This is a genomic window from Noviherbaspirillum autotrophicum (assembly GCF_000818395.1).
Lineage (GTDB): Bacteria > Pseudomonadota > Gammaproteobacteria > Burkholderiales > Burkholderiaceae_D > Noviherbaspirillum > Noviherbaspirillum autotrophicum.
Genome location: NZ_JWJG01000028.1, coordinates 692,975 through 718,529 on the forward strand (window position 1 = coordinate 692,975; position 25,555 = coordinate 718,529).

Annotated in this window: 25 protein-coding genes; 15 read left to right on the forward strand and 10 right to left on the reverse strand. The window is 63.3% G+C overall.

The window, feature by feature from the left end; translation table 11 throughout:
• Positions 1-3 precede the first annotated feature (3 nt).
• The 6 genes from TSA66_RS04415 to TSA66_RS04440 are packed head-to-tail and all read left to right on the forward strand — an operon-like array spanning position 4 to position 5,892.
• Entirely contained in the window at positions 4-1,176 is a 1,173-nt protein-coding gene (locus TSA66_RS04415; RefSeq protein WP_040039141.1) for an AAA family ATPase, read from the forward strand.
• Positions 1,177-1,205: 29 nt separating this feature from the next.
• Positions 1,206-2,555, forward strand: coding sequence for a CpaF family protein (locus TSA66_RS04420; protein WP_040039142.1), 1,350 nt, complete (start codon positions 1,206-1,208; stop codon positions 2,553-2,555).
• An 11-nt stretch (positions 2,556-2,566) separates the two neighbouring features.
• The gene (locus tag TSA66_RS04425; protein WP_040039143.1) at positions 2,567-3,538 is read left to right on the forward strand and encodes a type II secretion system F family protein; all 972 of its coding nucleotides are present in this window, start codon (positions 2,567-2,569) and stop codon (positions 3,536-3,538) included.
• Between the two features lie 12 nt (positions 3,539-3,550).
• Positions 3,551-4,492 (forward strand): type II secretion system F family protein, encoded by a 942-nt coding sequence (locus TSA66_RS04430; RefSeq protein ID WP_040039144.1) that lies wholly within the window; start codon positions 3,551-3,553, stop codon positions 4,490-4,492.
• A gap of 16 nt (positions 4,493-4,508) precedes the next feature.
• Positions 4,509-5,624 carry a LytR C-terminal domain-containing protein gene (locus TSA66_RS04435; RefSeq protein ID WP_040039145.1) on the forward strand — a complete coding sequence of 372 codons (1,116 nt, stop codon included), beginning with the start codon at positions 4,509-4,511 and terminating at the stop codon, positions 5,622-5,624.
• Positions 5,625-5,658: 34 nt separating this feature from the next.
• Entirely contained in the window at positions 5,659-5,892 is a 234-nt protein-coding gene (locus TSA66_RS04440; RefSeq protein ID WP_040039146.1) for a hypothetical protein, read from the forward strand.
• Positions 5,893-6,008: 116 nt separating this feature from the next.
• Here the strand turns inward: TSA66_RS04440 and TSA66_RS04445 are convergent, their stop codons facing one another.
• From TSA66_RS04445 to TSA66_RS04460, 4 genes are all read right to left on the reverse strand, one after another.
• Entirely contained in the window at positions 6,009-6,494 is a 486-nt protein-coding gene (locus TSA66_RS04445) for a hypothetical protein (protein WP_157691603.1), read from the reverse strand.
• Between the two features lie 219 nt (positions 6,495-6,713).
• Positions 6,714-7,526, reverse strand: coding sequence for a DUF2145 domain-containing protein (locus TSA66_RS04450; protein WP_040042195.1), 813 nt, complete (start codon positions 7,524-7,526; stop codon positions 6,714-6,716).
• A gap of 7 nt (positions 7,527-7,533) precedes the next feature.
• Positions 7,534-7,998: a hypothetical protein gene (locus tag TSA66_RS04455; protein ID WP_040039148.1), complete on the reverse strand. Its 465-nt coding sequence runs from the start codon at positions 7,996-7,998 to the stop codon at positions 7,534-7,536.
• Positions 7,999-8,020: 22 nt separating this feature from the next.
• Positions 8,021-8,464 carry a YiaA/YiaB family inner membrane protein gene (locus TSA66_RS04460; RefSeq protein ID WP_040039149.1) on the reverse strand — a complete coding sequence of 148 codons (444 nt, stop codon included), beginning with the start codon at positions 8,462-8,464 and terminating at the stop codon, positions 8,021-8,023.
• Between the two features lie 246 nt (positions 8,465-8,710).
• On the opposite strand from TSA66_RS04460, the gene TSA66_RS04465 reads away from it, so the two are divergent.
• The 6 genes from TSA66_RS04465 to TSA66_RS26025 all read left to right on the forward strand — a co-directional run bounded on the left by TSA66_RS04465 (position 8,711) and on the right by TSA66_RS26025 (position 14,908).
• Positions 8,711-9,931 carry a 6-phosphofructokinase gene (locus TSA66_RS04465; protein WP_040039150.1) on the forward strand — a complete coding sequence of 407 codons (1,221 nt, stop codon included), beginning with the start codon at positions 8,711-8,713 and terminating at the stop codon, positions 9,929-9,931.
• 68 nt (positions 9,932-9,999) lie between these two features.
• Positions 10,000-10,668, forward strand: a complete 669-nt coding sequence (locus tag TSA66_RS04470) for an HD domain-containing protein (protein ID WP_040042196.1) — start codon at positions 10,000-10,002, stop codon at positions 10,666-10,668.
• A 24-nt stretch (positions 10,669-10,692) separates the two neighbouring features.
• Positions 10,693-11,529, forward strand: a complete 837-nt coding sequence (locus tag TSA66_RS04475) for an SIR2 family NAD-dependent protein deacylase (protein ID WP_052452104.1) — start codon at positions 10,693-10,695, stop codon at positions 11,527-11,529.
• Between the two features lie 95 nt (positions 11,530-11,624).
• Positions 11,625-12,449 carry a ParB N-terminal domain-containing protein gene (locus TSA66_RS04480; protein ID WP_040039151.1) on the forward strand — a complete coding sequence of 275 codons (825 nt, stop codon included), beginning with the start codon at positions 11,625-11,627 and terminating at the stop codon, positions 12,447-12,449.
• 205 nt (positions 12,450-12,654) lie between these two features.
• Entirely contained in the window at positions 12,655-14,328 is a 1,674-nt protein-coding gene (locus tag TSA66_RS04485; protein ID WP_052452105.1) for a GMC oxidoreductase, read from the forward strand.
• On the forward strand, positions 14,312-14,908 hold the full coding sequence (locus TSA66_RS26025) for a bacteriohemerythrin (protein ID WP_157691604.1): 597 nt from the start codon (positions 14,312-14,314) through the stop codon (positions 14,906-14,908). Before TSA66_RS04485 ends, TSA66_RS26025 begins: the two co-directional genes overlap by 17 nt.
• Positions 14,909-14,964: 56 nt before the next feature.
• Here the strand turns inward: TSA66_RS26025 and TSA66_RS04495 are convergent, their stop codons facing one another.
• The 6 genes from TSA66_RS04495 to TSA66_RS25375 all read right to left on the reverse strand — a co-directional run bounded on the left by TSA66_RS04495 (position 14,965) and on the right by TSA66_RS25375 (position 21,412).
• Positions 14,965-16,671, reverse strand: a complete 1,707-nt coding sequence (locus TSA66_RS04495; protein ID WP_040039152.1) for a putative bifunctional diguanylate cyclase/phosphodiesterase — start codon at positions 16,669-16,671, stop codon at positions 14,965-14,967.
• A 3-nt stretch (positions 16,672-16,674) separates the two neighbouring features.
• Positions 16,675-17,055: a response regulator gene (locus TSA66_RS04500; protein ID WP_052452107.1), complete on the reverse strand. Its 381-nt coding sequence runs from the start codon at positions 17,053-17,055 to the stop codon at positions 16,675-16,677.
• Positions 17,056-17,219: 164 nt separating this feature from the next.
• On the reverse strand, positions 17,220-17,873 hold the full coding sequence (locus TSA66_RS04505) for a response regulator (RefSeq protein WP_040039153.1): 654 nt from the start codon (positions 17,871-17,873) through the stop codon (positions 17,220-17,222).
• Positions 17,870-19,366 (reverse strand): hybrid sensor histidine kinase/response regulator, encoded by a 1,497-nt coding sequence (locus TSA66_RS04510; RefSeq protein WP_084199286.1) that lies wholly within the window; start codon positions 19,364-19,366, stop codon positions 17,870-17,872. The genes TSA66_RS04505 and TSA66_RS04510 overlap by 4 nt, the downstream gene beginning before the upstream one ends.
• Positions 19,351-19,791 carry a response regulator gene (locus TSA66_RS04515; protein WP_040039154.1) on the reverse strand — a complete coding sequence of 147 codons (441 nt, stop codon included), beginning with the start codon at positions 19,789-19,791 and terminating at the stop codon, positions 19,351-19,353. The genes TSA66_RS04510 and TSA66_RS04515 overlap by 16 nt, the downstream gene beginning before the upstream one ends.
• A complete protein-coding gene (locus TSA66_RS25375; RefSeq protein WP_198358712.1) occupies positions 19,781-21,412 on the reverse strand; it encodes a sensor histidine kinase in 1,632 nt (543 codons plus the stop codon). Before TSA66_RS25375 ends, TSA66_RS04515 begins: the two co-directional genes overlap by 11 nt.
• A 246-nt stretch (positions 21,413-21,658) precedes the next feature.
• On the opposite strand from TSA66_RS25375, the gene TSA66_RS04525 reads away from it, so the two are divergent.
• The 3 genes from TSA66_RS04525 to TSA66_RS04535 are packed head-to-tail and all read left to right on the forward strand — an operon-like array spanning position 21,659 to position 25,478.
• Positions 21,659-22,147, forward strand: coding sequence for a chemotaxis protein CheW (locus tag TSA66_RS04525; RefSeq protein ID WP_040039155.1), 489 nt, complete (start codon positions 21,659-21,661; stop codon positions 22,145-22,147).
• A 34-nt stretch (positions 22,148-22,181) separates the two neighbouring features.
• Entirely contained in the window at positions 22,182-23,882 is a 1,701-nt protein-coding gene (locus tag TSA66_RS04530) for a methyl-accepting chemotaxis protein (RefSeq protein ID WP_040039156.1), read from the forward strand.
• 27 nt (positions 23,883-23,909) lie between these two features.
• Positions 23,910-25,478 carry a methyl-accepting chemotaxis protein gene (locus tag TSA66_RS04535; protein WP_040039157.1) on the forward strand — a complete coding sequence of 523 codons (1,569 nt, stop codon included), beginning with the start codon at positions 23,910-23,912 and terminating at the stop codon, positions 25,476-25,478.
• The last annotated feature ends 77 nt before the right edge of the window (positions 25,479-25,555 follow it).

Consider the following 25,555-nt stretch of genomic DNA (forward strand, 5'->3'; position numbering starts at 1 on the left):
AAGATGAAAATCACCGTTGTGTCCAATAAAAAGGAAGCCCTCTCCGACCTGCGCCAGCTCCTCGGCAGCAGTGCCGACAGCGACCAGCTGGCGTTCGTCGAAGGCGGCAGCGCGACGATGGCGACGCTGCCCGGCTTGGGAACGAATGACCTGTTGATCATCGACTGCCCCGAACCGGCAAGCGCGGACATGGATGCCATTGAGGCCATCACCCGTGCCAATCCCAAGCTCGCGGTGCTCCTGCAATGTGCGACGAAGTCGCCGGAAATGCTGATCGACGCGATGCGTGCCGGCGTGCGCGAGGTGCTGACGACGCCGGTGACACGCGACGAGCTGCTGGCCGCGATCGCGCGCGTGAAAAAACGCATGGCGGCGGATACCGAGGAAAAGCCGCGCGGAAAGATCATCGCCTTCCTGTCATGCAAAGGAGGGAGCGGGGCAACGTTCACCTCGACCAATCTCGGCTACGCGCTCGCCACGCAATACAACAAGAAGGTGCTGCTGGTCGACCTGGATTTCCAGTATGGCGACGCGTCGTTCTTCATTGCCGACACCCGCCCGGTGGCGACCGTGGTGGATGTGGCAAAGCAGCCGGAACGGATTGATGCCCATGTGCTGTCGTCAAGCAGCATCCAGGTCACGCAGACCTACTCCCTGTTGCCGGCGCCGGAGGATCCCGAAAAGGCGATCGGCCTGCTGCCGGAGCACATCGACCGCCTTCTTTCAGTGGCGGCCGAAAGCTACGACTTCGTGATTCTCGACGTCGAGCGGGCGCTCGACGTGCTGTCGATCCGGGCACTGGATCGCGCCGACCTGATTTTCCTCGTGATGCAGCCGATGGTGCCGTATGTGCGCGATAGCCAGAAGTTGCTGCGCCTGTTCCGGTCGCTCGATTACTCCCCGAGCAAGGTGCATTTGCTCGGCAACCGCTCCGATGCCGAAACCGACCTGCCGCCCAAGGCGATTGAGAAGGCGCTCGGGATAAATTTTTACCGGAAGCTGCCGAACGATTTCATCCACGCCAGCGCGTCCGTCAACCTCGGCGTGCCGGTGGCAAAACATGCGCCCGGTAGCCCGATCGCGCGCGCGTTGAATGAACTTGCGGCTGATCTGGTGGGGGCGGCGAGAGACCACGAGTCCTGGCTGAGCCGGTTCCTGCATGGCTCGCGCCAGTAGCGGTCGGGACCGCATTGAGGGAGTAACAGATGTCACTCAGAGAAAGCTTGCAGGACCGCGGCGGCCAGCTAGGGCGGGAAAATCCTCGCGTTGCCATCATGCGCGCAAGGAGCGAGCTGGCCATGCTGAAAGCGGCGCTCCACAGCAAGCTGCTTGACCAGCTCGATCTGGGCGCGATGGAGCGCATGCCGCGCGAAAGGCTGCGCGCCGAACTGAAAGTGCTGGTCGAACGGATGCTCGACCAGGAGCGTCTCCCGATCAATGAAGCGGAGCGCAAGCAGCTGGTCGACGACATCCAGAACGAGGTGATGGGATTGGGGCCGATCGAGCCGCTGCTGGCCGACCCCACGATCTCCGATATCCTGGTCAACGGCCACAGCGAAGTCTACGTCGAACGGGAAGGGCGGTTGATTCTTACCGATATCCATTTCAATGATGATCAGCATCTCCTGAAAATTATTGAAAAGATCGTCTCGCGCATCGGCCGCCGCGTGGACGAGTCAAGCCCGATGGTCGATGCGCGCCTGCCCGACGGTTCGCGCGTCAATGCCGTGATACCGCCGCTGGCCATCGACGGCCCGATCCTGTCGATCCGGCGCTTTTCCACGATTCCATTGTCGCTAGACGATGTGGTGCGGCATGGCACGCTGACATCGGACATGGCGCAAATTATCGCCGGCCTGGTCAAGTCCAAGATCAATATCCTGATTTCCGGCGGCACGGGCACCGGCAAGACGACGCTGCTCAACATCATGTCAGCGTTCATTCCGGACACCGAACGCATCATCACCATCGAGGATGCGGCCGAGCTCAAGCTGCAGCAGCCGCACGTGGTGCGCCTTGAAACCCGCCCGCCGAATATCGAAGGCAAGGGGGAAGTCTCGCAGCGCGCGCTGGTGCGCAATTCCTTGCGCATGCGCCCCGACCGCATTGTGGTGGGCGAGGTGCGCGGCGCCGAAGTGCTCGACATGCTGCAGGCGATGAACACCGGCCACGAGGGCTCGATGACCACGATCCACGCGAACGCCGCGCGCGATGCGTTGACGCGCCTGGAAAACATGGTCGGCATGGCGGGCATGACCGTTTCGTCCAAGGCGCTGCGTCAGCAGATCGTGTCGGCGATTTCGATCGTGATTCAGATCGCGCGTCTGAGCGACGGGCGGCGCAAGATCGTCAGCATCCAGGAGATCACGGGCATGGAAGGCGACATGGTGACCATGCAAGAGATTTTCAATTTTCAGCAGACCGGCGTCGCCGCCGACGGAACCGTGCTGGGCCGCTTTCGCGCTACCGGCATCCGGCCGCGATTTGTCGAGCGCCTGCACGTGCGCGGCGTGGTGCTGCCCGACCAGCTGTTTGATCCGGCCCGAATACAGTGAGAGGTACAGTCATGGACTATGTTTACTACTTGTTTGTCATCCTGGCCTTCTTCGCCGTCGCCGGCCTGATCGAGGGATTGCTTCTCACCTGGAATGCCTATCGCGGGCCGGAAGCGGTACGCATCAAGCGGCGGCTGCAAGCCATGTCGGCAGGTGCCCAGAGCGTGGAAACGCCGCTGCTGAAAAAGCGGCTGCTTTCCGAAGTGCCGTTGCTGGAGCGTCTGTTGCTCGAGATGCCAAGGATTAAGCTCGTGGACCGCTTGCTGGTGCAAGCCGGCTCGAAGGTGACCGTCGCCACTTTTCTCGGCACGTGCGTGATGCTTGCGGCAGCCGTCGGCGTGGGCGTGATCGTGCTGGGGCAACCGCTTGGCTTGGTGGCGCCTGCGGCCATCATCGCGGGAATGCTGCCGTTCGGTTACATGGTGCGCCAGCGTCGCAAACGCCTGCTAACCATTGAGGCGCAGTTGCCCGATTCGCTCGACCTGATGTCGCGCGCGCTGCGCGCAGGACATGCCTTCTCCGGGGCATTGAATATGGTGGCATCGGAAGGGCCGGAACCGATTGCGCAGGAATTCCGCACCACCTTCGATGAAATCAATTTTGGCGTGTCGATGCAGGATGCGCTGACAAATCTCGCCACACGCGTCGATAGCACGGACGTGCGCTATTTCGTGGTGGCGGTGCTGATTCAGCGCGAGACGGGCGGCAACCTGGCCGAGTTGATGACGAACCTGGCAGTGCTGATCCGCGAAAGGCTGAAGCTCAATGCCACGGTGCGCGTGCTGTCAGCGGAGGGACGCCTGTCGGCATGGATTCTGGGGCTGTTGCCGTTCGCGGTCGGTTTAATGATCAACGCCGTCAATCCACGCTTTATGTCTGTCTTGTGGGCTGATCCGCTCGGCGTGCGCATTGTCGTCGGGGCGCTGGCGCTGATGGCCGTCGGCGTAGTCTGGATGTGGCGCGTCATTTCAATTCGCGTCTGAGGAGAACAGAACATGACATTCACGCAAATTCTTTTCCTGGTCCTGACGTTTATCGTGATGTCCGGCCTGACCTATCTGATTGCGAGCAGGTTGTCTGCGCCGTCCGAGGAGAAACGCCTGGAGAGCATGGGCGGCGGTTCGCCCCAGCCCGTTGTCTCCCCCTGGCATGCCGCCGGAATGCGGCTCAGGCGTTTCCTCGAACCGTTGGCGAAGTTGTCTGTGCCTGAGGAAAAATGGGAAACGTCGCCGCTGCGCACGCGCTTCCTGAATGCCGGGTTTCGCGGCTTTTCGGCGCCGCTGGTGTATTTCGCCAGCAAGACGGTCGGCACGTTCCTCGTTCCGGTCCTGTTTGCCGTCTACGCCGGCATGAGCAAGGGCGATTTCAATAGTTCAACCCTGCTGCTGGTGGCCGTGGTGCTTGCCGCCATCGGCTACTACCTGCCGATGGCGGTGCTGGCGAGGCTGATTGCGCATCGGCAGCGGGAGTTGTTCGAGAACTTTCCGGATGCGCTGGACCTGATGCGCGTATGCGTGGAAGCGGGCCTGGGGCTGGATGCGGCAATCGCGCGCGTCGGGGATGAAATGCGCCTGAAGAGCCAGGCACTCTACGAAGAGCTGCATCTGGTCAGCCTTGAGCTGCGCGCGGGCGCTCCACGTGATCGTGCGCTGCGCAACCTGGCGCTACGCATGGGCATGGAAGAAGTCGATGCGCTGGTGGCGATGCTGATCCAGGCCGACCGCTTCGGCACCAGCGTGGCCGAGTCGCTGCGCGTGCACGCGGAAGGGCTGCGCGTCAAGCGCAAGCTGCAAGCTGAAGAGGCGGCCGCGAAGGTTCCGGTGAAGTTGTTGTTCCCGCTCATTTTCTGCATCTTCCCGGCGCTGCTCGTGGTGTTGCTGGGACCGGCATATATCAGCATCAACCGGACGCTGTTGCCCACCCTTGTGGGAAATTAATGAAGAAGGAGGCAGCATGTTCAAGCTAAATGCAGTTGCGATGGCAGTGGGTAGCGTTGCCCTGTTTTCCGGATGCGCTGCGCCGCACTCCACGCGCATAACGGTCGAGCCCGTCATGGCGGTGCGCAACGGTACCATCGACGCAGAGCGCATGTACCGCATTGGCCGCCAGTATCAGGGCCAGCACCGTCTTGGCCATGCCGAAGAGGCTTTCGTGAAGGCGCTTGCGCTTGACGCAAACCATGTCGAGGCGCGCAATGCGCTGGCCGTCACCTATTACGAACAAGGGCTGATCCAGAAAGCAGAACAAGAGTTCAAGGCCGCCATTGCCGCAGCGCCCAAGCGCGCGCACCTGCATAACAATCTCGGCTATCTCTACCAGCAGATCGGGCGTGATGAAGAGGCGATCGGCGCATTTCGCGCGGCGCTTGTGGTCGACCCCGACAATCAGCGCGCACTGGACAGCCTGGCAGCATTAACCTGTGGCGACAAGCGCGCGTGCCCGGCACGCGGGGCGGCAGCGGCAATGTCTGCATCACCAGCAATGCCCGCAACACCGGCAGCTGCACCGGAGGTGGCGCGCCAGTCGTCAGCAGCTGCCGTACAACCCCCTGCCAGGCAGCCTGATGCGCCAACGGTGGCGCTGGCAAGCGTTGCGCCCAACGTCTGGGAGCTCCAGCCAATCAGCACTGGCAAGCCGTCCAATGGGGCAAGCGCGCCGGTTGCATCAGCGCTCGCAGCGCCGGCTGTTGCTGCCCGATCTGCCACGGCTCAGCCATTGCTGACAAAGCGTATCGAGGTCGCCAACGGCAACGGTGTGGCGGGGATGGCAAAACGCGTCGGCTCCTATCTGCATGAGCAGGGATTTATCCCGCCGCGGCTGACCAATCATCGCAATTTCAAGCAACAGTACACGGAAGTCCAGTACGTTCCCGGTGCCGAATCGCTGGCTCGCCAAGTCAGCGGCAGCTTTGAGCGACCGGCGCGCCTGGTCGCCGTGCCCAAGCTCGAGCGCCAGATGCCGGTGCGCCTGGTGCTGGGCAAGGACTTCAACGAATCGCAGTCGATTGCGAAGGGCGGGCGGCCATCCGGCCATCAGGTCGCGCTGGCATCTACGCCGGAACGGAAGTAACGCAGTTTTACCAACCCTGTCATAGGAGAATTTCATGGACGTCAATCACATCATCGAACCCGAGCGTCAAGGCCTTTGGATTGCCGCCACGTTCATCGTTGCATTGCTCGCTCTTGTGCTTGCATTTGCCTCTCTCAAGCGCGTCAATAATTTGACGTACATGACCCAGACGGAAGCGCTCCTTCTGAACAAGAAAATTGAGGACTCGAAGACACAAGGCGGCAGTGCGCCGGCTGCGGCTCCCGCAGCACCGGCGACGTCCAAGTAAGCCGCTTCGCCAGCGAACGCATCAGGGGCAGGCATGGCGGCCAGCTCCTGATGCGTTCTCTAGGCGTGCCTGCCATAACGCAGGCCGCACAGGCCCATGACGCCATGCGCGGCGCGCTACAGCGCCCGGATCTCCACCGGATTGGCCGGCTCCGCAAACGGCATCCTGGTTTCCAGCTGTTCCTCGAACTCTTCATCGAGCTGCCCGTGGCGCTTCAGGAATTCGCGCACTTCGCGCAGCCACAGCCGTTTATCGCTCAGGCCAGAGTCGTCGCCCAATGAATAGGTGTCCCTGTCGCCAAACAGGTGCTCGGCTTCGGTTTGCTGCAAACCGAATACCTGCGCCATGACCTGCGCTTCGGCTCCGCTCCCCGCCGATTGATCCCCGAAGCACAGGCGGGACCCGTCGTCGGACAGAGACAGGCCAAGTTTCGTGAACGTCGGATGTTGCGCGAGCCATCCCGCCGGTGAACAAATCGTTCCCTTGTCCAGCGATTCGCCGCGCGCCGTTTGCAGGTTGCCGAGCGCGATGGCGGTTTCGGGAATGCCGTCGATAATGGCATAAGCATCTTTGAGCAATTCAAAATCGGGACTGGTCTTCATTGCGTATCCTTTCAATGGGCGTTTGCACTTTTCTTGTGGCAGCTCCGTGCGCTGCTTCACGGTATATTTCTGCAATAGACTGAAATTCTTGCAATACGTTTTCTTGAAGATTAGATTTGCCGCAATCTTCCTCTCTACTCGCAGGAAAAAGTCTCTGAAGGGCGAGCTCAGCCTGATTTTTGCGGAGTAATCTTTCCTCACGTCATATTGAGGTTCCGGTTACGGCTTCAGCTGGAGAAAAGCCGGCCGCCCGGCCAGCCCTGAACGTTCCAGCCACGAAAACACCGAATCCGCTGTCACTGTTTCGATCCGATCCGAGAATCGCTTCTCGAACGGATGGTCGTCGAATGCGACATTGGCTGCGCTAATGCGCCCGCCCAGCCGGGTCAACGCGTCGAGCCTGAGCATCGCCGGCTGGTAGCCGCGCAACTGCAGCCACGCCTGCGCCTGCATGCGCGAATCCACCGCCGGCTCCATCGCCGCCGCGAGCGTTTCGATCGCCCACTGGTTCGACTGCTGGTATTTTCGTCCCCATGCGTAGCTGACGATGCTGTAGGGCCGATGGTGCATTTTCACCGCGCGGATATCGTCCCGCAGCAAGGCGAGCAAGCGCTCCTGCACCTGCGGCGCCGGCGCTGCGTACGCGGCCTCGTAGCGCCACAGGTCGTCCAGGAAGAATTCGCCCAGCCCTTGGCGGTAAATGGCGGCCACGTTGGTGCCGCAATGGTTCAGCTTGTGCACCACCCGCCACACATGGCCGCCCTGGCCGTTGGGCTGGCGATAGGCAAAGCCGAGATGCGAGTAGTGCACGCCGTACTTGCTAAGGTCCTGACCGGCGCGGGCCAGCACCACGACACTGTTGCCGCTGGCGTCGAGCGCAGCCATGGTGCGTTCGGCCAGTGCCAGTCCGCGCTCGATGGTGTGTACGGACGGCTTCTTTTGCTCGCACGAGCGGCCGGCATGGGCGGCGGTCGCAATCAGCATGCCGGCTGCCAGCACGAGGGCCGCTGCTTTTCGGGGTAGATAACGCATGGCGGCCTCAATACGCCAGTTGTTCATTGTGCAGCAGCGCGCGGCCCAGCGCGTTGGGAATGAAGGCGATGGCGTCGCCCGCTGCGGACAAGATGGTGCCGGCGCCGATCACGCTGACCGTCACGAGCGTGCCGGCGGCCACGGCTGACGCGGCCAGCCCGTGGCCGGCGATGTCCAGGCTCACGCGCGTGCCGTCCGCCAGGCTTTCCAGCACGAGCACGGTGCCGCGCGCGCTCAATTCCACCGTTTTCACCACCAGCACCGCGCCCGCGGTGGACAACACCAGCGGCACTGCCAGCACGGCGCCTGCCGCCGCACTGGCCACAGTACCCGATGCGACGGCGACCGAAGCAATCGGCAGTGCGGACACCGCGCTCAGGGCCGAGGCTTCGCTTTGCGCCCGCGCCGGCGGCGCGACGGACGCCGCCAGGAGGAACATCGATGCGAAGAGCGAACTTGCAAGCTTTTTCATGACAGTCTCCTTATGGGAAAAATCAGGTGTTGCCCGTCGTGCGTGCTTCGGCCAGATCGGCTTCATGCCTGTCGCGCAGCGCCTTGGCCAGCGTGAAGGCGCAGCTGATCAGGTACAGCCAGCTCACGCCGAGGAATGCCTTGTAGGTGTCGTTGATCTCCATGCGCAGCAGGCCCCAGCCGGTCAGCGCCATCGCCAGGAAGAAGCTGCTCCACACCACCACCCTGAACAGCGGCGTGTCGGCCGGCTTGCCGGCGAGGACGCTCTGCTCGGCGTCGCGCACGAACTTGGCGAGCACGAAGGCGTTGGTCAGGCAAAAGACGTAACCCATGATCATGAAGGCGCGGTCGAGGTCCTTGCCGGGCAAATAGCCGAGCCCCACGCCGCACAGGAAAACGGCGACGGCAAACGATATCCAGACTTGCAGCTGCCAGGCGCGCGAATCGCGGTGGATCAGAACTTTCATTTTTTCCTCTCGGTGATGTGTTGTTGCGGTGAGAGGAGTGTGGGGGAGGAGGATAGAAAAGGCTCGTGAAATGATGCTGGTTGTTTTTACTGTGCCTTAAGGTATCAAAATACGATGCCAAATCGCTGGCGGCACGCGCATGGGGCCCGCAGGCATTGGCTAAATATCATTCATGCTCATGCCGGATTGGGTCATACTGGACGGGCAACGTTTTGGCGCTCAACGCTGGAGATAAGGAGGAATGAAATGCCTTCTGGGAAAATTCTGGTCGCTCAAGGCGGCGGCCCCACGGCAGTGATCAACCAGTCGCTGGTCGGCGTCGCGCTGGAGGCGCGGCGCTTTCGCAGCGTCGAACGGGTCTACGGCGCGCGCCACGGGGTGCGCGGCATCATCAATGAAGACTTCGATGACCTGACCCAGGAAACTAGCCACAACCTGGAACTGGTGGCCAACACGCCGTCGTCGGCGCTGGGCTCCACCCGCGACAAGCCGGATGCGAAGTATTGCCATGAAATTTTCGAAGTGCTGCGCGCCCACGAAATCGAGCATTTTTTCTACATCGGCGGCAACGACTCGGCCGATACCACCCGCATCGTCAGCCTGGAAGCGCAAAGGGCAGGCTATCCGCTGCGCTGCATCCACATCCCCAAGACGATCGACAATGACCTGGTCGGTAACGACCACACGCCCGGCTTTCCGTCGGCTGCGCGCTTTGTGGCGCAAGCGTTTGCCGGCGCCAATCTCGACAACGCGTCGCTGCCCGGCGTGTATGTCGGCGTGGTGATGGGGCGTCATGCCGGTTTTTTGACCGCCGCCTCGGCGCTGGGCAAGAAATTCCCCGACGACGGCCCGCACCTGATTTACGTGCCGGAGCGTACCTTCGCGATCGAGCAATTCCTGCATGACGTCAAGCAGACTTACGAGCGCTTCGGCCGCTGCGTGATCGCCGTTTCCGAAGGCATCCACGATGCTTCGGGCGCGCCCATGGCGAGCCTCCTGGCCAAGGATATCGAGCGCGACGAGCACGGCAACCTGCAGCTCTCCGGCAACGGCGCGCTGGCCGACCTGCTGTGCGAAGAGATCAAGTCCAAGCTCGGCATCAAGCGCGTGCGCGGCGACACCTTCGGCTACCTGCAGCGCTCCTTCATCGGCTGCGTATCCGACGTCGACCAGCGCGAAGCGCGCGAGGTTGGCGAAAAGGCGGTCCAGTTCGCCATGTGGGGCCGGCGCGACGGCTCGGTGGCGATCAGGCGCACCGGCTTTTATTCGGTCGACTACGAATTGCTGGCGCTCGACGACGTGGCTGGCAAGACGCGCGTGATGGAGGATGAATTCATCGCCGCGAGCGGCACCGACATCACCGATGCCTTCCGCCTGTACCTGCGCCCGCTGTTGGGTTCGGGCATGCCGGATGCGTTCCGCCTGCGGCCCAATCCGGTGCCCAAGGTGAGGAATGCGGCGCGCTGATACAGGAGCGGCGGCCGCCCGGAAATTAGCGTAACCTGAGGCCCGCATTGTTTTTTTCGGGCTCCTTCATGCATGACATTCCGGGCGAATGGCAATCGCGCCTGATCGCGCTGGCCAGCGCCGACCCACAAGACGACGGCGCGCACGATCTCCATCATCTGCATCGCGTCTGGCGCATCGCGCAGCAACTGCTGGCCGAGCATGCCGACGCCGATGCGCTGGTCGTGCTGGCCGCCTGCTACCTGCACGACCTCGTCAACCTGCCGAAGAACCATCCCGACCGCGCCCAAGCGTCGCGCCTGGCCGCGCAAGCCGCATGCGACAGGCTCGCGCAAGCCGGCTTCCCGGCCGCCAAGCTGCCGGGCGTGGCGCATGCGATCGAGGCGCACAGCTTTTCCGCCGCGATTGCGCCGGCGACGATCGAAGCGATGATCGTGCAGGATGCCGACCGGCTCGACGCGCTCGGCGCGGTCGGACTGGCCAGGCTGTTTTATACGGCGGGCAGAATGGCGTCGGCCCTGGCCCATCCGGACGACCCGCTGGCGCTGCAGCGCGACCCCGACGACCGCGCGTATGCGCTCGACCATGTCGCCGTCAAGCTGACGCACTTGCCAGCCAGCATGCGGACGGCAGCCGGGCGCAAGTTGGGCCAGGCCAGGCTCGACTGGCTGCTTGCGTTTCGCGCAACCTTCGTCGCCGAATGGGGCGATGGCGCCGCCGCAGGCGCGGGGCGATAATAGTCGGAAACTTAGCGCGATCCCATGAGAACTCCCAGTACGGCGGCCACCGCCACCTTCGGCCTGGAACCGGCCGGATATCGCCAGCTGCTCGACCAGTTTGCGCATGCCAAGCGCATCATGGTCTACAGCGGCGCCGGCATGTCGGCCGATTCCGGGCTGCCCACCTACCGCGGCGCCGGCGAGCACTTGTGGACCGGCGACGTGCTGCGCAAGGTGGCAACGCCGGCGGGGTTCGCGCGCGACCCCGCCTTCGCGGTCGACTGGTACGTCCATCAGGCGATGCGGCTGCACACGGCGCAGCCGCATGCCGGCCACTACGCGCTGCTGGAACTGGAGACGCACTGGACGGTGACGCACGTGACGCAAAACGTGGACACCCTGCTCGAGCAGGCCGGCTGCTCGGTGGTCATCCACCTGCACGGCCGCTACGACGAGCTCAAGTGCACCCAGTGTTCCTGGCACGGCATCGTGGACAGCCCCGAGGCGCTGCGCGAGCCTTGCCCGGCCTGCGGCGGGCAAGTGCGCCCCGCCATCGTCTGGATGAGCGAGATGCCAAGCCAGCGCGACATGGTCGATGCGGAAGCGGCGGCGGCGTCCGCCGACCTAGTGCTCGTGGTCGGTACGCCGGCGGAAATGTATCCCGGCGCGGCCGTGGTCGAAACCGCGCATCGCGCCGGCGCCGCCATTTGCGTCATCAATCCCGAATGGTGCGAGAACCTGCATTATGCGCGTTGGCAACTCTTTGCCGGTGCGCGCGAGGCGCTGCCGGTGCTGATGCGCGACGCGGTCACGCGCCGGCAGGCCGAAGGCAAGCCGATTCCCTGGTACCTGCAATGGCTGCCCAATTGGGCAAAATAATTCCTTCGCCAGCGCCGTGCCGGTACAATTCCGCTCCCCGCATGGCGCGTTGAACCACGTCGGCGCCGTGCATGGACTATTGGCATTCAGGAAAAATGAACATCAGGATTCACGATGAATTGCGGGCCTATACCGACCCGCTGACCGCCAGCGAGTATGCGGCACTGGAGCGCAGCATCCTGGCCGAAGGCTGCCGCGATGCGCTGGTCTTGTGGGGTGACGTGCTGATCGACGGGCACAACCGTTATGCGATTTGCCGGCAGCACGGGATCGAGTTCAAGACTGTCCAGAACAACAGCTTTGCGTCGCTGGAAGAAGTGATGTTGTGGATGATCGACAACCATCTGGCGCGGCGCAGCGTGACCGATTTCCAGCGCGGCATGTTTGCATTACGCAAGAAAGCGATTCTTGCTGCGCGGGCAAAGGAGCAGCAGGAACAACAGCCGCAGCCAGAAGAGCAACCGGAAAGCCACGCCAGCGCAGCAGCCCCTGTTGCGGCGCAGCCCGCACTGAGCACGCGCGAGGATGTCGCCAAGGCCGCCGGCATCAGCAGCAATGCCATCAGCCGGATCGAGAAAATCCAGAAAACCGCCGCGCCGGAACTGGTTGAGGCGGTCAGGATCGGCACCATCTCGCTCAATGCCGCCGCCGCCGTGGCCGAGCTGCCCGTCGAGGAGCAGGTTGCCGCCGTCGTGGCCGGGAAAAAGGAGTTGCAGCAGGTCGCAAAACAGGTGCGCGAAGCGAAATCCCCGTCCAAGCCGCCGCGTGTCGAGCCGGCTGCCAACGCGGCCTCGGCGCCGCCAGGCGACGTTGCCGCGCTGGCGGCGCGCATCGCTGAACTGGAGACGGAAAACGCTGCGCTCCAGGCGCAGGTTGCCACCCTCACGGCTGCGCTCGCAGAGGCACGGCGCTCGGCGTGACGGCCGCTTGATTACATCTTCATGCGCCGGCGGCTGTCGTAATTGAACAAGACGGCCGCCGGCGCCTCCACTAGAGTCGGCGCAATCGACCGGCGACAGGGGCGACAACGCCACGCATCGACATCGCGCTTCCGCCACACGGCATGTTTCCCGGTGCGAAATGAAACGGACATGACCGGGGAGCGTTTCGCACCCAGGAGGCGCAATGCATACGAACTACGATTTCATCGTGATCGGCTCCGGTTTCGGCGGCAGCGTGTCGGCACTGCGCCTGGCCGAAAAGGGCTACCGGGTTGCCGTCATCGAGCAGGGACGGCGCTGGACGCCGGACAATCTGCCCAAAAGCACCTGGTCGCTGTCGCGCTGGATGTGGCGCCCGGCGCTGGGATTGCACGGCTTTTTCAGCATGCGCTTTTTCAAGCACGTCGTTGTTCTGCATGGCAACGCCGTCGGCGGCGGCTCCATCACCTATGCCAACACCCTGCTGGTCCCGCCCGACAGGATCTGGCGCGAAGGCAGCTGGGCCGGCCTGCAGGATTGGGAGCGCGTGATGCCGCAGCATTTCGCGACCGCGCGCCGCATGCTCGGCGTGACCACCAATCGCCGCCTGGGCGCGGCCGACCTGCGCCTGAAGGAAATGGCGCGCGCGGCCGGCGTCGACGCCAGTTTTTACCCGACCGAGGTCGGCGTCTTCTTCGGCAGGGATAGCGACGCGCCGGGCACCACCTATGCCGATCCGTTTTTCGGCGGGGAAGGGCCGCCGCGCACGTCCTGCCATGGCTGCGGCGGCTGCATGGTGGGCTGCCGTCACGGCGCGAAGAATTCGCTCGACCAGAACTACCTGTACCTGGCCGAGAAAAAAGGCGCCGAACTGCTTGCCGAAACCCGGGTGGTCGACGTCAAGCCGCTACAGTCCAGGTCGGATGGCGCGGCCGGTTACGAAGTGGAAACGCTGGCCTTGGCCGGCCCGTCGCGCGGGCAGAGGCGCCGCTTCACCTGCCGCGGCGTCGTGTTCGCCGCCTCCTCGCTGGGCACGCAGGAGTTGCTGTTCCGCCTGAAGGAGAAAAAATCGTTGCCGCGCATTTCGGATGCGCTCGGCAAGCATGTGCGCACCAATGCCGAATCGATCATCGGCATCCGCTTTCCCGGCTCCAAGGTCGACCTGTCGAAAGGCATTGCGATCGGCTCGGGCGTGTACATCGATGAGCATACGCATATCGAGACGACGCGCTATCCGAACGGCTCCGACACGATGGGCTTGCTCAGCACGGTCATGACGCTCGGGCGTCCCGGCTGGACGCGCCCCTTCACCTGGCTGGCCACGCTGGCCAAGCTCATGCTCACCAAGCCGCTCACCACGCTGCGCCTGTTGACCCCGTTCGGCTTTGCGCGCGAGACCATGATCTTCCTGTGCATGCAGACGCTGGACGGGCACTTGACGATGCGCCTGAAACGGCGCTGGTTCTGGCCGTTTTCCAAGCAACTGACCACGCACGGCAAGAAGATTCCCACCTTCATCCCCGCCGCCAACGATTTCGTCGTCAAGGCCGCGCAAGCCACCGGCGGCGTGCCGATGACATCGCTCACCGAGATCCTGCTCGACGTGCCGACCACGGCGCATTGCATGGGCGGCGCTGCCATCGGCCGCACGCGCGCTGAGGGCGTGTGCGACGGCCAGAACCGCGTGTTCGGCTATGCCAACATGTATATCTGCGACGGCTCCATGCTCGGTGCGAATCTCGGCGTCAATCCCAGCCTGACCATCACGGCGTTGACCGAGCATGCAATGAGCCATATCCCGCCGTATGAGCAGCAGCGGTGGGACGCCTGCGGGGCGGACGCTACTGGGGCATCGGCACAACTTGTCACGCCAGGCTGAGCGCGGAGCGCTTGATTTCAGTCAAGAAATTAAGAGCCCGGGCTGCCCGTTCAAAACATCCATGATTAAATCATTTCTCGATGGATACTTGACACGCAAATGGGGTTTTCGAATGCGCAACTCAGCGATAACAAGCATAGCCGATGCATCATCTCTCTCCTGGACCGATGCGTTGTTGACCGGCCACGAACGGATTGATGCCGATCACCGCCACATCTTTGACATCGCCCATCGGCTGGAAGCGGAACTTCTGGCTCCGCCGGAACATTCCGTGGTGGGCGAAGTTCTGGTCGAACTGATCGAATACACGGGCGAGCACTTCCTGCGGGAAGAGGCGGTCATGCGGTCGATCCGGTTTGCCCGCTATGACGAGCACAAGCGCGAACACGACTTGCTGGTGCAAAAGGTGAACGCGCTCCACCGGAACTTCATGGACGGCAACGGCGATTCGCCGGGCGAGGTGCTGGACTTTTTGCGCATGTGGCTGACGCATCATATCCTGCATCTGGACATGGAACTGGTGCGCGGCGTGAAAGCGGCCGGCGCGCCAGAGGAAACCGCCTCTGCGCAAGATGATTGATGCATGAGAGGCGGCATGGCGTATCCAGGCCGCCCTCGAACCACTTCATCCTCCCTCTAACGCGCGAGTTGCCAGACACTGTTCCTGTTTTCGATATCTTCGCTGGATAGCGGATGGCAGAACAGGTAGCCCTGCATTTCCAGGCATCCGCAGGAGCGCAGGAATTCTTCCTGTTGCGGCGTTTCCACGCCTTCGGCGATCACCGCCAGACCGAGATTGCGGGCAAGCGACACGATCGCTTTAATGATCGGACGGTCGGCCTTGGCATCCGTGATGTCCTTGACGAAGGAGCGGTCGATCTTGAGTTTGTGCACCGGGAAGCGCTGCAGGTAATGCAGGCTGGAATAACCGGTGCCGAAGTCGTCGATCGCGAGGCGGATGCCCATGTCGCGCAGTTGCGTCAGTGTCGAGATCACCGCTTCCTCGTTGTGCAGCGCGATATTTTCAGTGATTTCCAGTTCCAGGCAGCGCCGGTCCAGGCCGGTTTCGTCGAGCACGCGCCGCACCGTCTGCACCAGCCCGGCCTGCCGGAACTGCACCGCTGACAGGTTGACCGCGACCCGGATCGGCGGATGGGCTGCCTGCTGCCATTTCAGTGCCTGCAGACAGGCGGTGCGCAGCACCCACTCGCCGACCGGCACGATGAGGCCGGTCTCTTCCAGCAGCGGAATGAAAGCCGCCGGCGAAATGCGTTCGCCGCCCGGCGGCTGCCAGCGCAGCAGCGCCTCGACGCCGACGATTCTGCCGCTCGGCACGTCATATTGCGGCTGGTAATGCAGCACGAATTCATTCTGCTTGAGCGCGCGGTGCAATGCATGTTCCAAGACCAGCCGCTCCTGTTCGGCAGCATTCATCGCTGGATCGAAGAAGCGGTGGTTGCACGCGCCGCCGGAGCGCGCCTGGTTCATCGCGATTTCGGCGTTGACGATCAGTGCGTGGAAATCGCGCCCGTCGCGCGGATAGGCGCTGATGCCGATGCGCTGGGTAAGGAACAGCTCATGCTCGGCAATCTTCAGCGGGCGGGAGACTTCTTCGTTGAGCCGGCCGAGGACGGCGAGCGGCTCGGCGGCCCCGTCCTGCCCGGTCAGCAGGATGGCAAACCTGTCGCCGCCGACGTTGGCCACCAGGCCGGCGGTGCCGACGCTGTTTCTGATCCTCTGGCCGACCAGGCGCAAGGCGTGGTCGGCGGCATCCATGCCCAGCGTTCGCGTGATCTGCGAAAAGCGGTTGATGTTGACCATCATGAGCGTCAGCGTACGGCCGGCGCCGATCAGACGCTGTACTTTTTTCGCCAGGAATTCGCGGTTCGGCAGGCCGGTCAGCTGGTCGTAGTAGGCCATCTGACGCAGGTGTTCGCGCGCCTCGCGCAGGCCGACGATGGCGGACGCCTTCATCAGCTCGCGCTTTACCGCCGGCACCAGTCGGGAGCGATGCTCCTTGCTGATCATGTCGGCCGCCCCAGCCATCATGGTCGCGGTCGCGGTATCCTCCGTCATCGAACCGGACACGACGATGAAGGGCGTATCGCTGCCATTCTCCTGCACGATGCGCAGCGCCGACGGCGCGTCCAGTGTCGGCATGCCGTGGTCGCAGATGACGACGTCCCATTGTTGCCGCAACAGCGCGTCGCGCAGCGCGGCAGGCGAATCGACGCGCTCGTGCAGGATGTCGTCGAATTCGCCGCCCAGCGTATCGAGCAGAAGCTCCTTGTCATCTTCGGAGTCTTCGACGAACAGGACATGCAGTGTTTTCTTATTGCTCATTTTTCACCTCCGATCGGCTCGTGGTTGCGATTGCGGCATGGCGAGATGCAGCGCCAGATCCTCGAAGTCGCGCGACTTGTCGAGAAAAGCGTCGGCACCCAGCGCCAGGCAGGTGTTGCGGTACTGCGGCGCGCTCTTGTTGGTGAGGACGATGATGCGCAGCGCCGGCCACAGCGGTCGGACGCGGCGCAGCACCTCGATGCCGTTTCCCCGTGCAAGCGTCAGGTCCAGTATCACGACATCGGGACGGCAGGCCGCGATGCCGGCGATGGCGTCGTCCTGGCTGTTTGCTTCGGCGATCACTTCGGCGCCCGGTATTTCGGAGACGACGCGACGCAGATGCCCAAGGATCACGTCGCTGTCTTCGACGAGAAAGATTTTCATGAAAGCGATTTGTCCAACATGACTCGGTAGGGTGTCATGTTGTTGCTTTCCAGGAAAAAACGAAATCGGTGAAGCCTTATTTCAGGGTGGGAAGAGATGAAGAGGAGGGTAGGAGAATTCCCACGGCGGGGCGGCAGATAGCGCGGCGTTGCGCTACCGGCCGATTACTCCGTCGCTTGCCCGTTGTCGTCGATCAGTCCATGCCTGAGCGCATAGCGGATCAGATCGGTTGAAGTGGTGAAGTTCATCTTCTGCATGATGCGGGTCTTGTGCGTGCTGATGGTTTTCACGCTCAGGTGCAGTTGTTCGCCGATGGCGGTGATGCCCATGCCGGAGGCGATCAGCCGGAATACTTCGTACTCGCGGTCGGTCAGCAGCGTATGGGGCGGAGCCTCGGCGTTGGCGGTCAGCCTCAGCGCCAGGTTTTCCGCGACGGCCGCACTGATGAACATGCCGCCGCCAGCCACCTTGCGTATGGCCTGGACGAGGTCGGCGGAGGCGCTGTCCTTGCACAGGTATCCCGCTGCGCCGGCCTTCAGCGAGCGCACTGCATACTGGTCTTCCTTCTGCATGCTGAGGATCAGCACCGGCAGTTTCGGCTTTTCGCTCTTGATCTGCTTGAGCAGGTCGATGCCGCTCTTACCCGGCATCGCCATGTCCAGCACCATCACGTCCCAGTCCTGTTCGCGCACTTTCGCTAGCGCGTCAAAGCCGTTGTCGGCTTCGCCGGCGACCGTCATGTCCGGGCATTCCGACAGAATCTGCTTCAGTCCGTCGCGCAGGATGGTGTGGTCGTCCGCGATCAATATCCTGATCATGCCTGTTTCTCCAGCGAGTTGACGGGAAGGCTGGCCTCGATGCGCGTGCCCTTGCCCGGCTCGCTCGATATGTCGAGCGAGCCGCCGAGCAGCTTGACGCGCTCGTGCATGCCGAGCAGCCCATAGGTTTTCTTTCCACGCTCCGCAGGTGGCGGCAGGCCACGGCCGTCGTCCTTGACGATCAGCAGCATCTCATTCGGCAGGTCCTGCAGCTGCACGGTCACCTTGCTTGCCTGCGCATGGCGCGCGACGTTGGTCAGCGATTCTTGCAGCACGCGAAACAGCGTGGTGGCGGTGCGGTCGTCGAGTTCATAATGATCCCGGCTCATTGCAAGCGCGCAAGCGATGCCGGTCTGGTCGGCGAATTTCGCCACGTGATGCTCGATGGCCGCAGCCAGGCCGAGGTCGTCGAGCATGCCGGGGCGCAGGTCTTCCGAAATGCGGCGGATCGAATCGACCGTCTTTTCGACCAGCGACAGCATCGCCGCCAGCTTGTCGCCGACTTGCTGCTCGCGTTGCGGCAGCCTGCGGTCGAGCCAGATCAGGTCGATGCGCAGCGCCGTCAGCGCCTGCCCGAGCTCGTCGTGCAGCTCGCGCGCGATGCGGGTGCGTTCGTCTTCGCGCACCTGCTGCAGGAATGCCGACAGTTCCTGCAGCTGGCGGCGCGATTCCTGCAGTTCGCACTCGGCCCGCTTGCGTTCGGTGATGTCCCGGAAGGCCGTGACCGTGCCGACCACCCTGCCATCCTCGACAATCGGCGAGGCGACATAGGTGACCGGGAAGACGGTGCCGTCCTTGCGCACCAGCACGTCGTCCTCCACATGGCAGCCTTCTCCGTTGCAGGCCGCACGAAACAGCGAGCATTGCGACCGGGGCAGGGGCGAGCCGTCTGGACGCTGATGGTGGACGGTGTCGTGCACTGAACGCTGCGCCAGTTCCGCCTGCGTCCAGCCGAGCAGGCGCTCCGCTTCGGCATTCATCAGCAGCAGCCGACTGTCGGTGTCGAGCACCAGCAGGCCTTCGCCCAGCGACTGCGTGATGTTTTCCAGCAGCCTGCGGTTTGCGGCCAGCGCCCGGTCCGCCTCGCGCCGCTGGGCGCGCTGCGCCGCTTCCTTGATTTCGCGCTCGATGGCCGGGCCGAGGCGCGCGAGATTGCCCTTCATGACGTAATCGTTGGCGCCGGCCTTCATCAGCGCGACCGCATCCATTTCGCCGATGAAGCCGGACACGACGATGAGCGGAATGTCCTGGCCACTTTCGCGCAGCAGTCGCAGCGCATCGTAGGCATTGAAAGCGGGCAGGTTGAAGTCGGACAGCACCACATCCCATCGCTCATCGGCCAGCGCAGACCGCATCTCGGCTGCGGTATCCACGCGCCGGTAATGCAGGCCGTAGCCGGCCGCTTCCAGTTCGAGGCACAACAGGTCGGCGTCGTCGGCCGAGTCCTCGACATGCAGGATGCGCAGTGCGGGTAGCATCAGTTGCTGCTCCATGCGGGCGGTGGTTCGTTGAGCATCAGCCAGTACATGCCGAGCTGGCGCACCGCGTCGATGAAGTCGGTAAACACCACCGGCTTGCGGATGTAGCTGTTGCAGCCGAGGTTGTAGCTGTTGATCATGTCGCTTTCTTCCTTGGACGTGGTGAGCACCACCACCGGCAGCAGGCGCGTACGCTGCTCCTCGCGCAAGCGCTTCAACACTTCCAGGCCGTCCACCTTGGGCAGCTTCAGGTCGAGCAGGATCAGATTCGGCAGTGCATGGCCTTTGCCTTGCGGGTCGAGCAGATAGTCGAGCGCTTCGGCGCCGTCCCTGGCCACCACCACTTCATTGAGCAGCTTGCTTTCCTGGAAGGCGATTCGCGTCAGCTCCTCGTCGTCCGGATTATCCTCGACCAGCAGGATGATCATCTTATTCAGCATGTATGGATTCCGTTTTTTCGTCTTCGTGCCCGCCGCACGAGAAATAAAAGGTGGCGCCTTCGCCTTCCTTGCCTTGCGCCCAGGCGCGCCCGCCGTGCTTGCGCACGATGCGCTGCACGGTCGCCAGGCCGATGCCGGAGCCGTCGAATTCACTGGCCGCATGCAGGCGCTGGAAGGCGTTGAACAGCTTGTGTGCGTATTCCATGCTGAAGCCGGCGCCGTTGTCGCGCACGAAAATGACCGCTGCGCCTTCGTCGGAGGTGATACCGACTTCGATGCGGGCCGCAGGCCGCTTGCCGGTGAACTTCCAGGCGTTGCCCATCAGGTTTTCCAGCACGATGCGCATCAGCTTGGGATCGGCGTCGACGACCATGCCCGGCGCGATCACGAATTCGACCTGGCGCTGACCATCGGCCTGCTGCAGATCCTTCGCGATGTTGTGCGCAAGCTGCGTGATATCCACCCTGCTGCGCGCCGTTTCCTGGCGGCTGACCCGCGACAGGTGCAGGATATCGTCGATCAATTCGCCCATGCGCCGGCTCGCGCGCTGCACGCGTTCCAGGTAATCCTTGCCCTTGGCGTCGAGCAGCGCATCGTAGTTCTTGCTCAGGATCTGGGAAAAGCCGTCGATCGCCCGCAGCGGCGCGCGCAGATCGTGCGACACCGAATAGCTGAAGGATTCGAGCTCCTTGTTTGCCTGCTCCAGCTGGCGGGTGCGCAGCGCCACGCGCTGTTCCAACGACAGGTTCAGGTGCCGCAGCGCTTCCTCCGCACGCCTGCGCTCGCCGATTTCGACGCGCAGCCGCTGGAACGGCTCGCGCACGCTGGAGACAAACCCGGCGCGATACAGGAACAGGTAGAAGACGATCTTGAGCAGGTGGCCAAGCAGGTTGAAGATGTCGGTCACGCTGACGTACGCGGTGAAGCACAGCTCGCTCAGTACGCCGATCACCGCGATTCCAAAAAAGCTCGCCGCGTCATAGGTTCTGTCGCGCCGTGCCCGCCGGTACAGCAGCACCGCCGCCGCCGCCATGATGGAGATAATGGCCCATTCGGCGACGATCTTGAAGCCGGTCAGGCCGGCGCCGTCGATGAAGGTGTCCGGCCACCAGTGCTGCCGGAACAAACCCAGCCAGTACACCACGGCCGTGAGCGTCAGGCCGGCACCCAGCGCGATGTATCGGCTGCGGCTGTCGGCAAACGGGGCGGGCTGGCGGATCGCGACGGTCAGCATCGAGAGGGCGGCGATCAGCCGTGCCGCCAGCCAGAAGTTGATGGCCTTGGCCGGGCCAGACGGCGTGACGAAATCGGGCATGCCCCTGTAGGACAGCATGTGGGCAATGTCGATCAGGCCGACCGCAAGCGCTGCGCAGCCGAGGATCACGATATTGCCCGAACGCTCCTTGCTGTACGCGTTCCACACCACCCCGAACAGCAGCAGCGCCACCGTGACGGAAAACAGCTCCACCAAGGTGTGCAGCCACAGCGGCATCAGGGACACGCCATGCAGCATGCGCAGCGACGGCAAAAGCCACACTGCGGCGCAGGCGAGGGCGAGGACAACCAGCATCAGCTCCATTCTGCGCAATGGCGGAATGGCGTCGATTGTCTTGCTTGACAAGGAAGGGGTCATGCCGGGGCAGGAGCAGGTTGATTAATGTTGCTTTTTAGTAATTTTATTATAAAGCCCCTACTTTAAGTAGGAATTTAAGGAGGGCGCATGCCGGGCCGCAGGCCGGGTAGGAGTTCTCCTACCCGCGCTCTCATGTCTTCCCACGCCAAGATAAGCATTCGCTGATTCTGCATTTTGTTTCTACAAGGCATCATTCGGGCCATTCATCCACATCGGACCCGACAGGACACCACCATGCATGCAACGGAAGCACTTGCCCGGTCAGCCGGCGCCGCCGCACCGGAATTTCTCGCCTTTACGCTGGGCTCGGAAGAGTACGGCGTCGCTATCCAGCAGGTGCAGGAATTGCGCGGGTATGACTCCGTGACCCGAATCGCGCAGGCGCCCGACTTCATCAAGGGGGTGATCAATCTGCGCGGCAGCATCGTGCCAATCGTCGACCTGCGCATCAAGTTCGGCGTCGGCACGCCGGCTTACGACCAGTTCACGGTGGTCGTCATCCTCAATATCGGCGGTCGTGTGGTCGGTGCGGTGGTCGACAGCGTGTCGGATGTGGTCACGCTGCCGGCGGAGCAGGTCAAGGCTGCGCCACGGATGGGCGCGGCGATGGATACCGAATACGTCACCGGCGTCGGTACGCTGGACGGCCGCATGCTGATCCTGCTGGACATGAAGCGGCTGATGGGCGACGACATGCAGATCATCGAACGCGCCGCGGCATAGAAATCACTACCTCACACATCGGGAGAACACGCACATGTCTTTTGCAAACTTAAAAGTCGGCACCCGGCTCGCCGTCGGATTCGGCCTGGTGGTTTTCATGCTGATCGGCACGGCGCTGCTCGGCATCGTGCGCATGAGCGCCATTGACCGCGCCACCAACCTGGCCGTCAACGACAGCTATCCGAAGGTCGCGCGGGCCAACCAGGTCCTGGAAGGCATCAGCGAAACGGCGATCCGGATGCGCAACCTGCTGTTCATGAGCGACCCGGCGCAAATCAAAGGCGAACTCGATGAAATCGGCAGGGCGCGCAAGGAAGTCAGCGAGCATCTCGCCGAGATTGGCAAGCGGCTGTACACGCCGAAAGGCCGGGAGATTTTCGCGGGAATCGAGGACGCGCGCGCCAAGTACCGCGTGCAGCAGGCGCAATTCCTGAAGCTGGTCGAGGAAGGCAAAAAGGACGAGGCGGCAGCGCAGCTGCTCGAGAAGGTCATTCCAGAGCAGCAGGTGTACTTCGGCAAGGTGAAAGGCTTGATCGAGCTGGGCGGCAAGATGATGGAGCAAAGCGGCGCCGAAGCGAGCGCGCAATACCGCAGCGGCACCATGATCCTGCTTGCGCTGGCAGCACTCGCCGTAGTGGTTGCCATCGCCTTTGCCTGGTGGGTCACGCGCAGCATCACCCGCCCGCTGGACCAGGCGGTGCAGGTCGCGCGCACGGTGGCAGCCGGCGACCTCAGCAGTCGCATCGAGGTCCTGTCGAAGGACGAAACCGGTCAGCTGATGCAGTCGCTCAAGGACATGAACGACAGCCTCGCAAAAATCGTCGCCCAGGTCCGCGGCGGCACCGGTTCCATCAAGACTGCGGCCGGCGAAATTGCCGCCGGCAATCAGGATCTGTCCTCACGCACCGAGCAGCAGGCCAGTTCGCTGGAGGAAACCGCTTCCTCGATGGAGGAGTTGACCTCGACGGTCAAGCAGAACGCCGACAACGCGCTGCAGGCCAACCAGCTGGCGCAGTCGGCATCGGAAGTCGCGGTCAGGGGCGGCGCGGTGGTGGCGCAGGTGGTCGACACGATGGGTGCGATCAACGAGTCGTCGAAGAAGATCGTCGACATCATCGGCGTCATCGACGGCATCGCGTTCCAGACCAACATCCTCGCGCTCAATGCCGCGGTGGAAGCCGCGCGCGCCGGCGAACAGGGGCGCGGCTTCGCGGTGGTCGCTTCCGAGGTGCGCAACCTGGCGCAGCGCTCGGCCGCTGCGGCGCGCGAAGTCAAGGCGCTGATCGGCGACTCGGTCGACAAGGTCGAAAGCGGCACCCGGCTGGTTGACGAGGCAGGCGGCACCATGCAGGAAATCGTCAGCAGTATCCGGCGCGTCACCGACATCATGGGAGAGATCACCGCCGCCAGCCGCGAACAGACTTCCGGCATCGAGCAGATCAACGAAGCGATCGCACAGATGGACCAGGTCACGCAGCAGAATGCGGCGCTGGTGGAAGAGGCGGCGGCGGCCGCCGAATCGCTGAACGACCAGGCGACGAGCCTGGCCGAGGTGGTGACGCTGTTCAAGCTCGACGGCGCTGCCGCTGCGCCGGCCGCAGTTGCCCGCCCGGCTAGGGCGGCAGCACCGGTCAAGCCTGCGGCACGCCTGCATCGGACCGGCGGTTCATCCGCACCCATCGAGAGGCTCTCGCTTGCCCGCCGCGACGACGCTAACGAATGGGAGCAGTTCTGAGCGAGTGCGGCCAGGACGAGACATGCCATGAGAACCAATCTGCCGGTCACTAGTGTTGAATATCTGCTGCGGGACGGTGAATCCATCGTTTCGAGAACGGATTTGCGCGGAAAGATCACTTACGTCAATCCGTACTTCGTCGAGGTCAGCGGATTCTCGGAGCAGGAATTGCTGGGAGCGCCGCAAAACATCGTGCGCCATCCCGATATGCCGCCCGAAGCGTTTGCCGACATGTGGCGTACGCTGCATGCCGGCATGCAGTGGACCGGCGTGGTGAAGAACCGGCGCAAGAACGGCGATTTCTACTGGGTGCTCGCCAATGTCACGCCGGTCAAGGAAAATGGCCGTGTGGCGGGCTACATGTCGGTCAGGTCCAAGCCCGGCCGCGAGCAGGTACAGGCGGCAGAGGCGCTCTACCGCCGCATCCGGGAAGGGCAGGCCGCGGGCATCGAGCTACGGCATGGCAAAGCCGTGCGCACCGGCTTGGCGAACAGGTTGCGCGCCTTGCGCAATATGCCGCTTGCCGTGCGCTTGGGCATTCATCTCGGGGGGGGGGCGCTGCTGCTGCTGGCGCTTGGTGCGGCGGTTCTGCCGTCGTCGGCCTGGGCTGCCGCCGCTGCGCTCGCCGGCGCCGCGCTGGTGCTGCAGTTTTGGTATTCGCTGCATCGCACCGTGGTCGTGCCGCTCAAGGAGGCGACGGCGGTGGCGCGCGCCATTGCCAGCGGCGACCTGTCCAGCGGCTTTGCGGCAACGCGCCATGACGAGGCGGGCCGCCTGCTGCGCGCACTGCAGCAGATGAACATCAACCTGGTGGCGACCATCGGAGACGTGCGCCGCAACGTCGATTCGATCCTGGTCAGCGTACAGGGAATCGCCAGGGGCAACATGGATCTGGCCGGGCGTACCGAGACGCAGGCGGCCAGCCTCGAAGCGAGTGCTTCCAGCGTCGAGCAGTTCGCGTCGGCGGTGCAGCAGAACGCCGACAGTGCCGAGCACGCCGACCGCTGCGCCGCATCGGCCAGCTCGGTGGCGGCCAAGGGCGGCGCGGTCGTGGCCAAGGTAGGCGCCACCATGAACGACATCAGCGAATCGGCCAGGCGGATCGAAGACATTATCGGCTTAATCGACGGCATTGCCTTCCAGACCAATATCCTCGCGTTGAATGCCGCAGTCGAGGCCGCTCGCGCCGGCGAGCAGGGCCGGGGATTTGCCGTGGTGGCGGCCGAGGTGCGTCAGCTGGCGCAGCGCTCCGCCGGTGCGGCCACCGACATCAAGCGCCTGATTACCGGATCGGTCTCGAAGGTCGAGTCAGGAAGCTCCCTGGTCGCCGAAGCGGTCGCGACGATGGACGACATCGTCGGCTCGGTGCGGCAGGTCACAGCGCTCATGGGGGAAATCAGGCTGGCCAGCGGCGAGCAAAGCGCCGGGGTCAGCCAGATCAGCGACGCCATCTCGCGGATGGACAAGATCACGCAACAGAATGCCGCGCTCGTCAAAGAGGCGGCCGGCGCCGCGGCTGGACTGGAAGAGCAGGCGGTGCGGCTGTCCCAAGCCGTGTCGCTGTTCGGGCTTCCCGCTGCCGATGCACGCAGATGATGCGAGCGTTGCATTGTTCACGGCATCGCCAGCAGGGATGCTTGCTATTTCATTAGGCCTGCTGGAGGGATGTTATT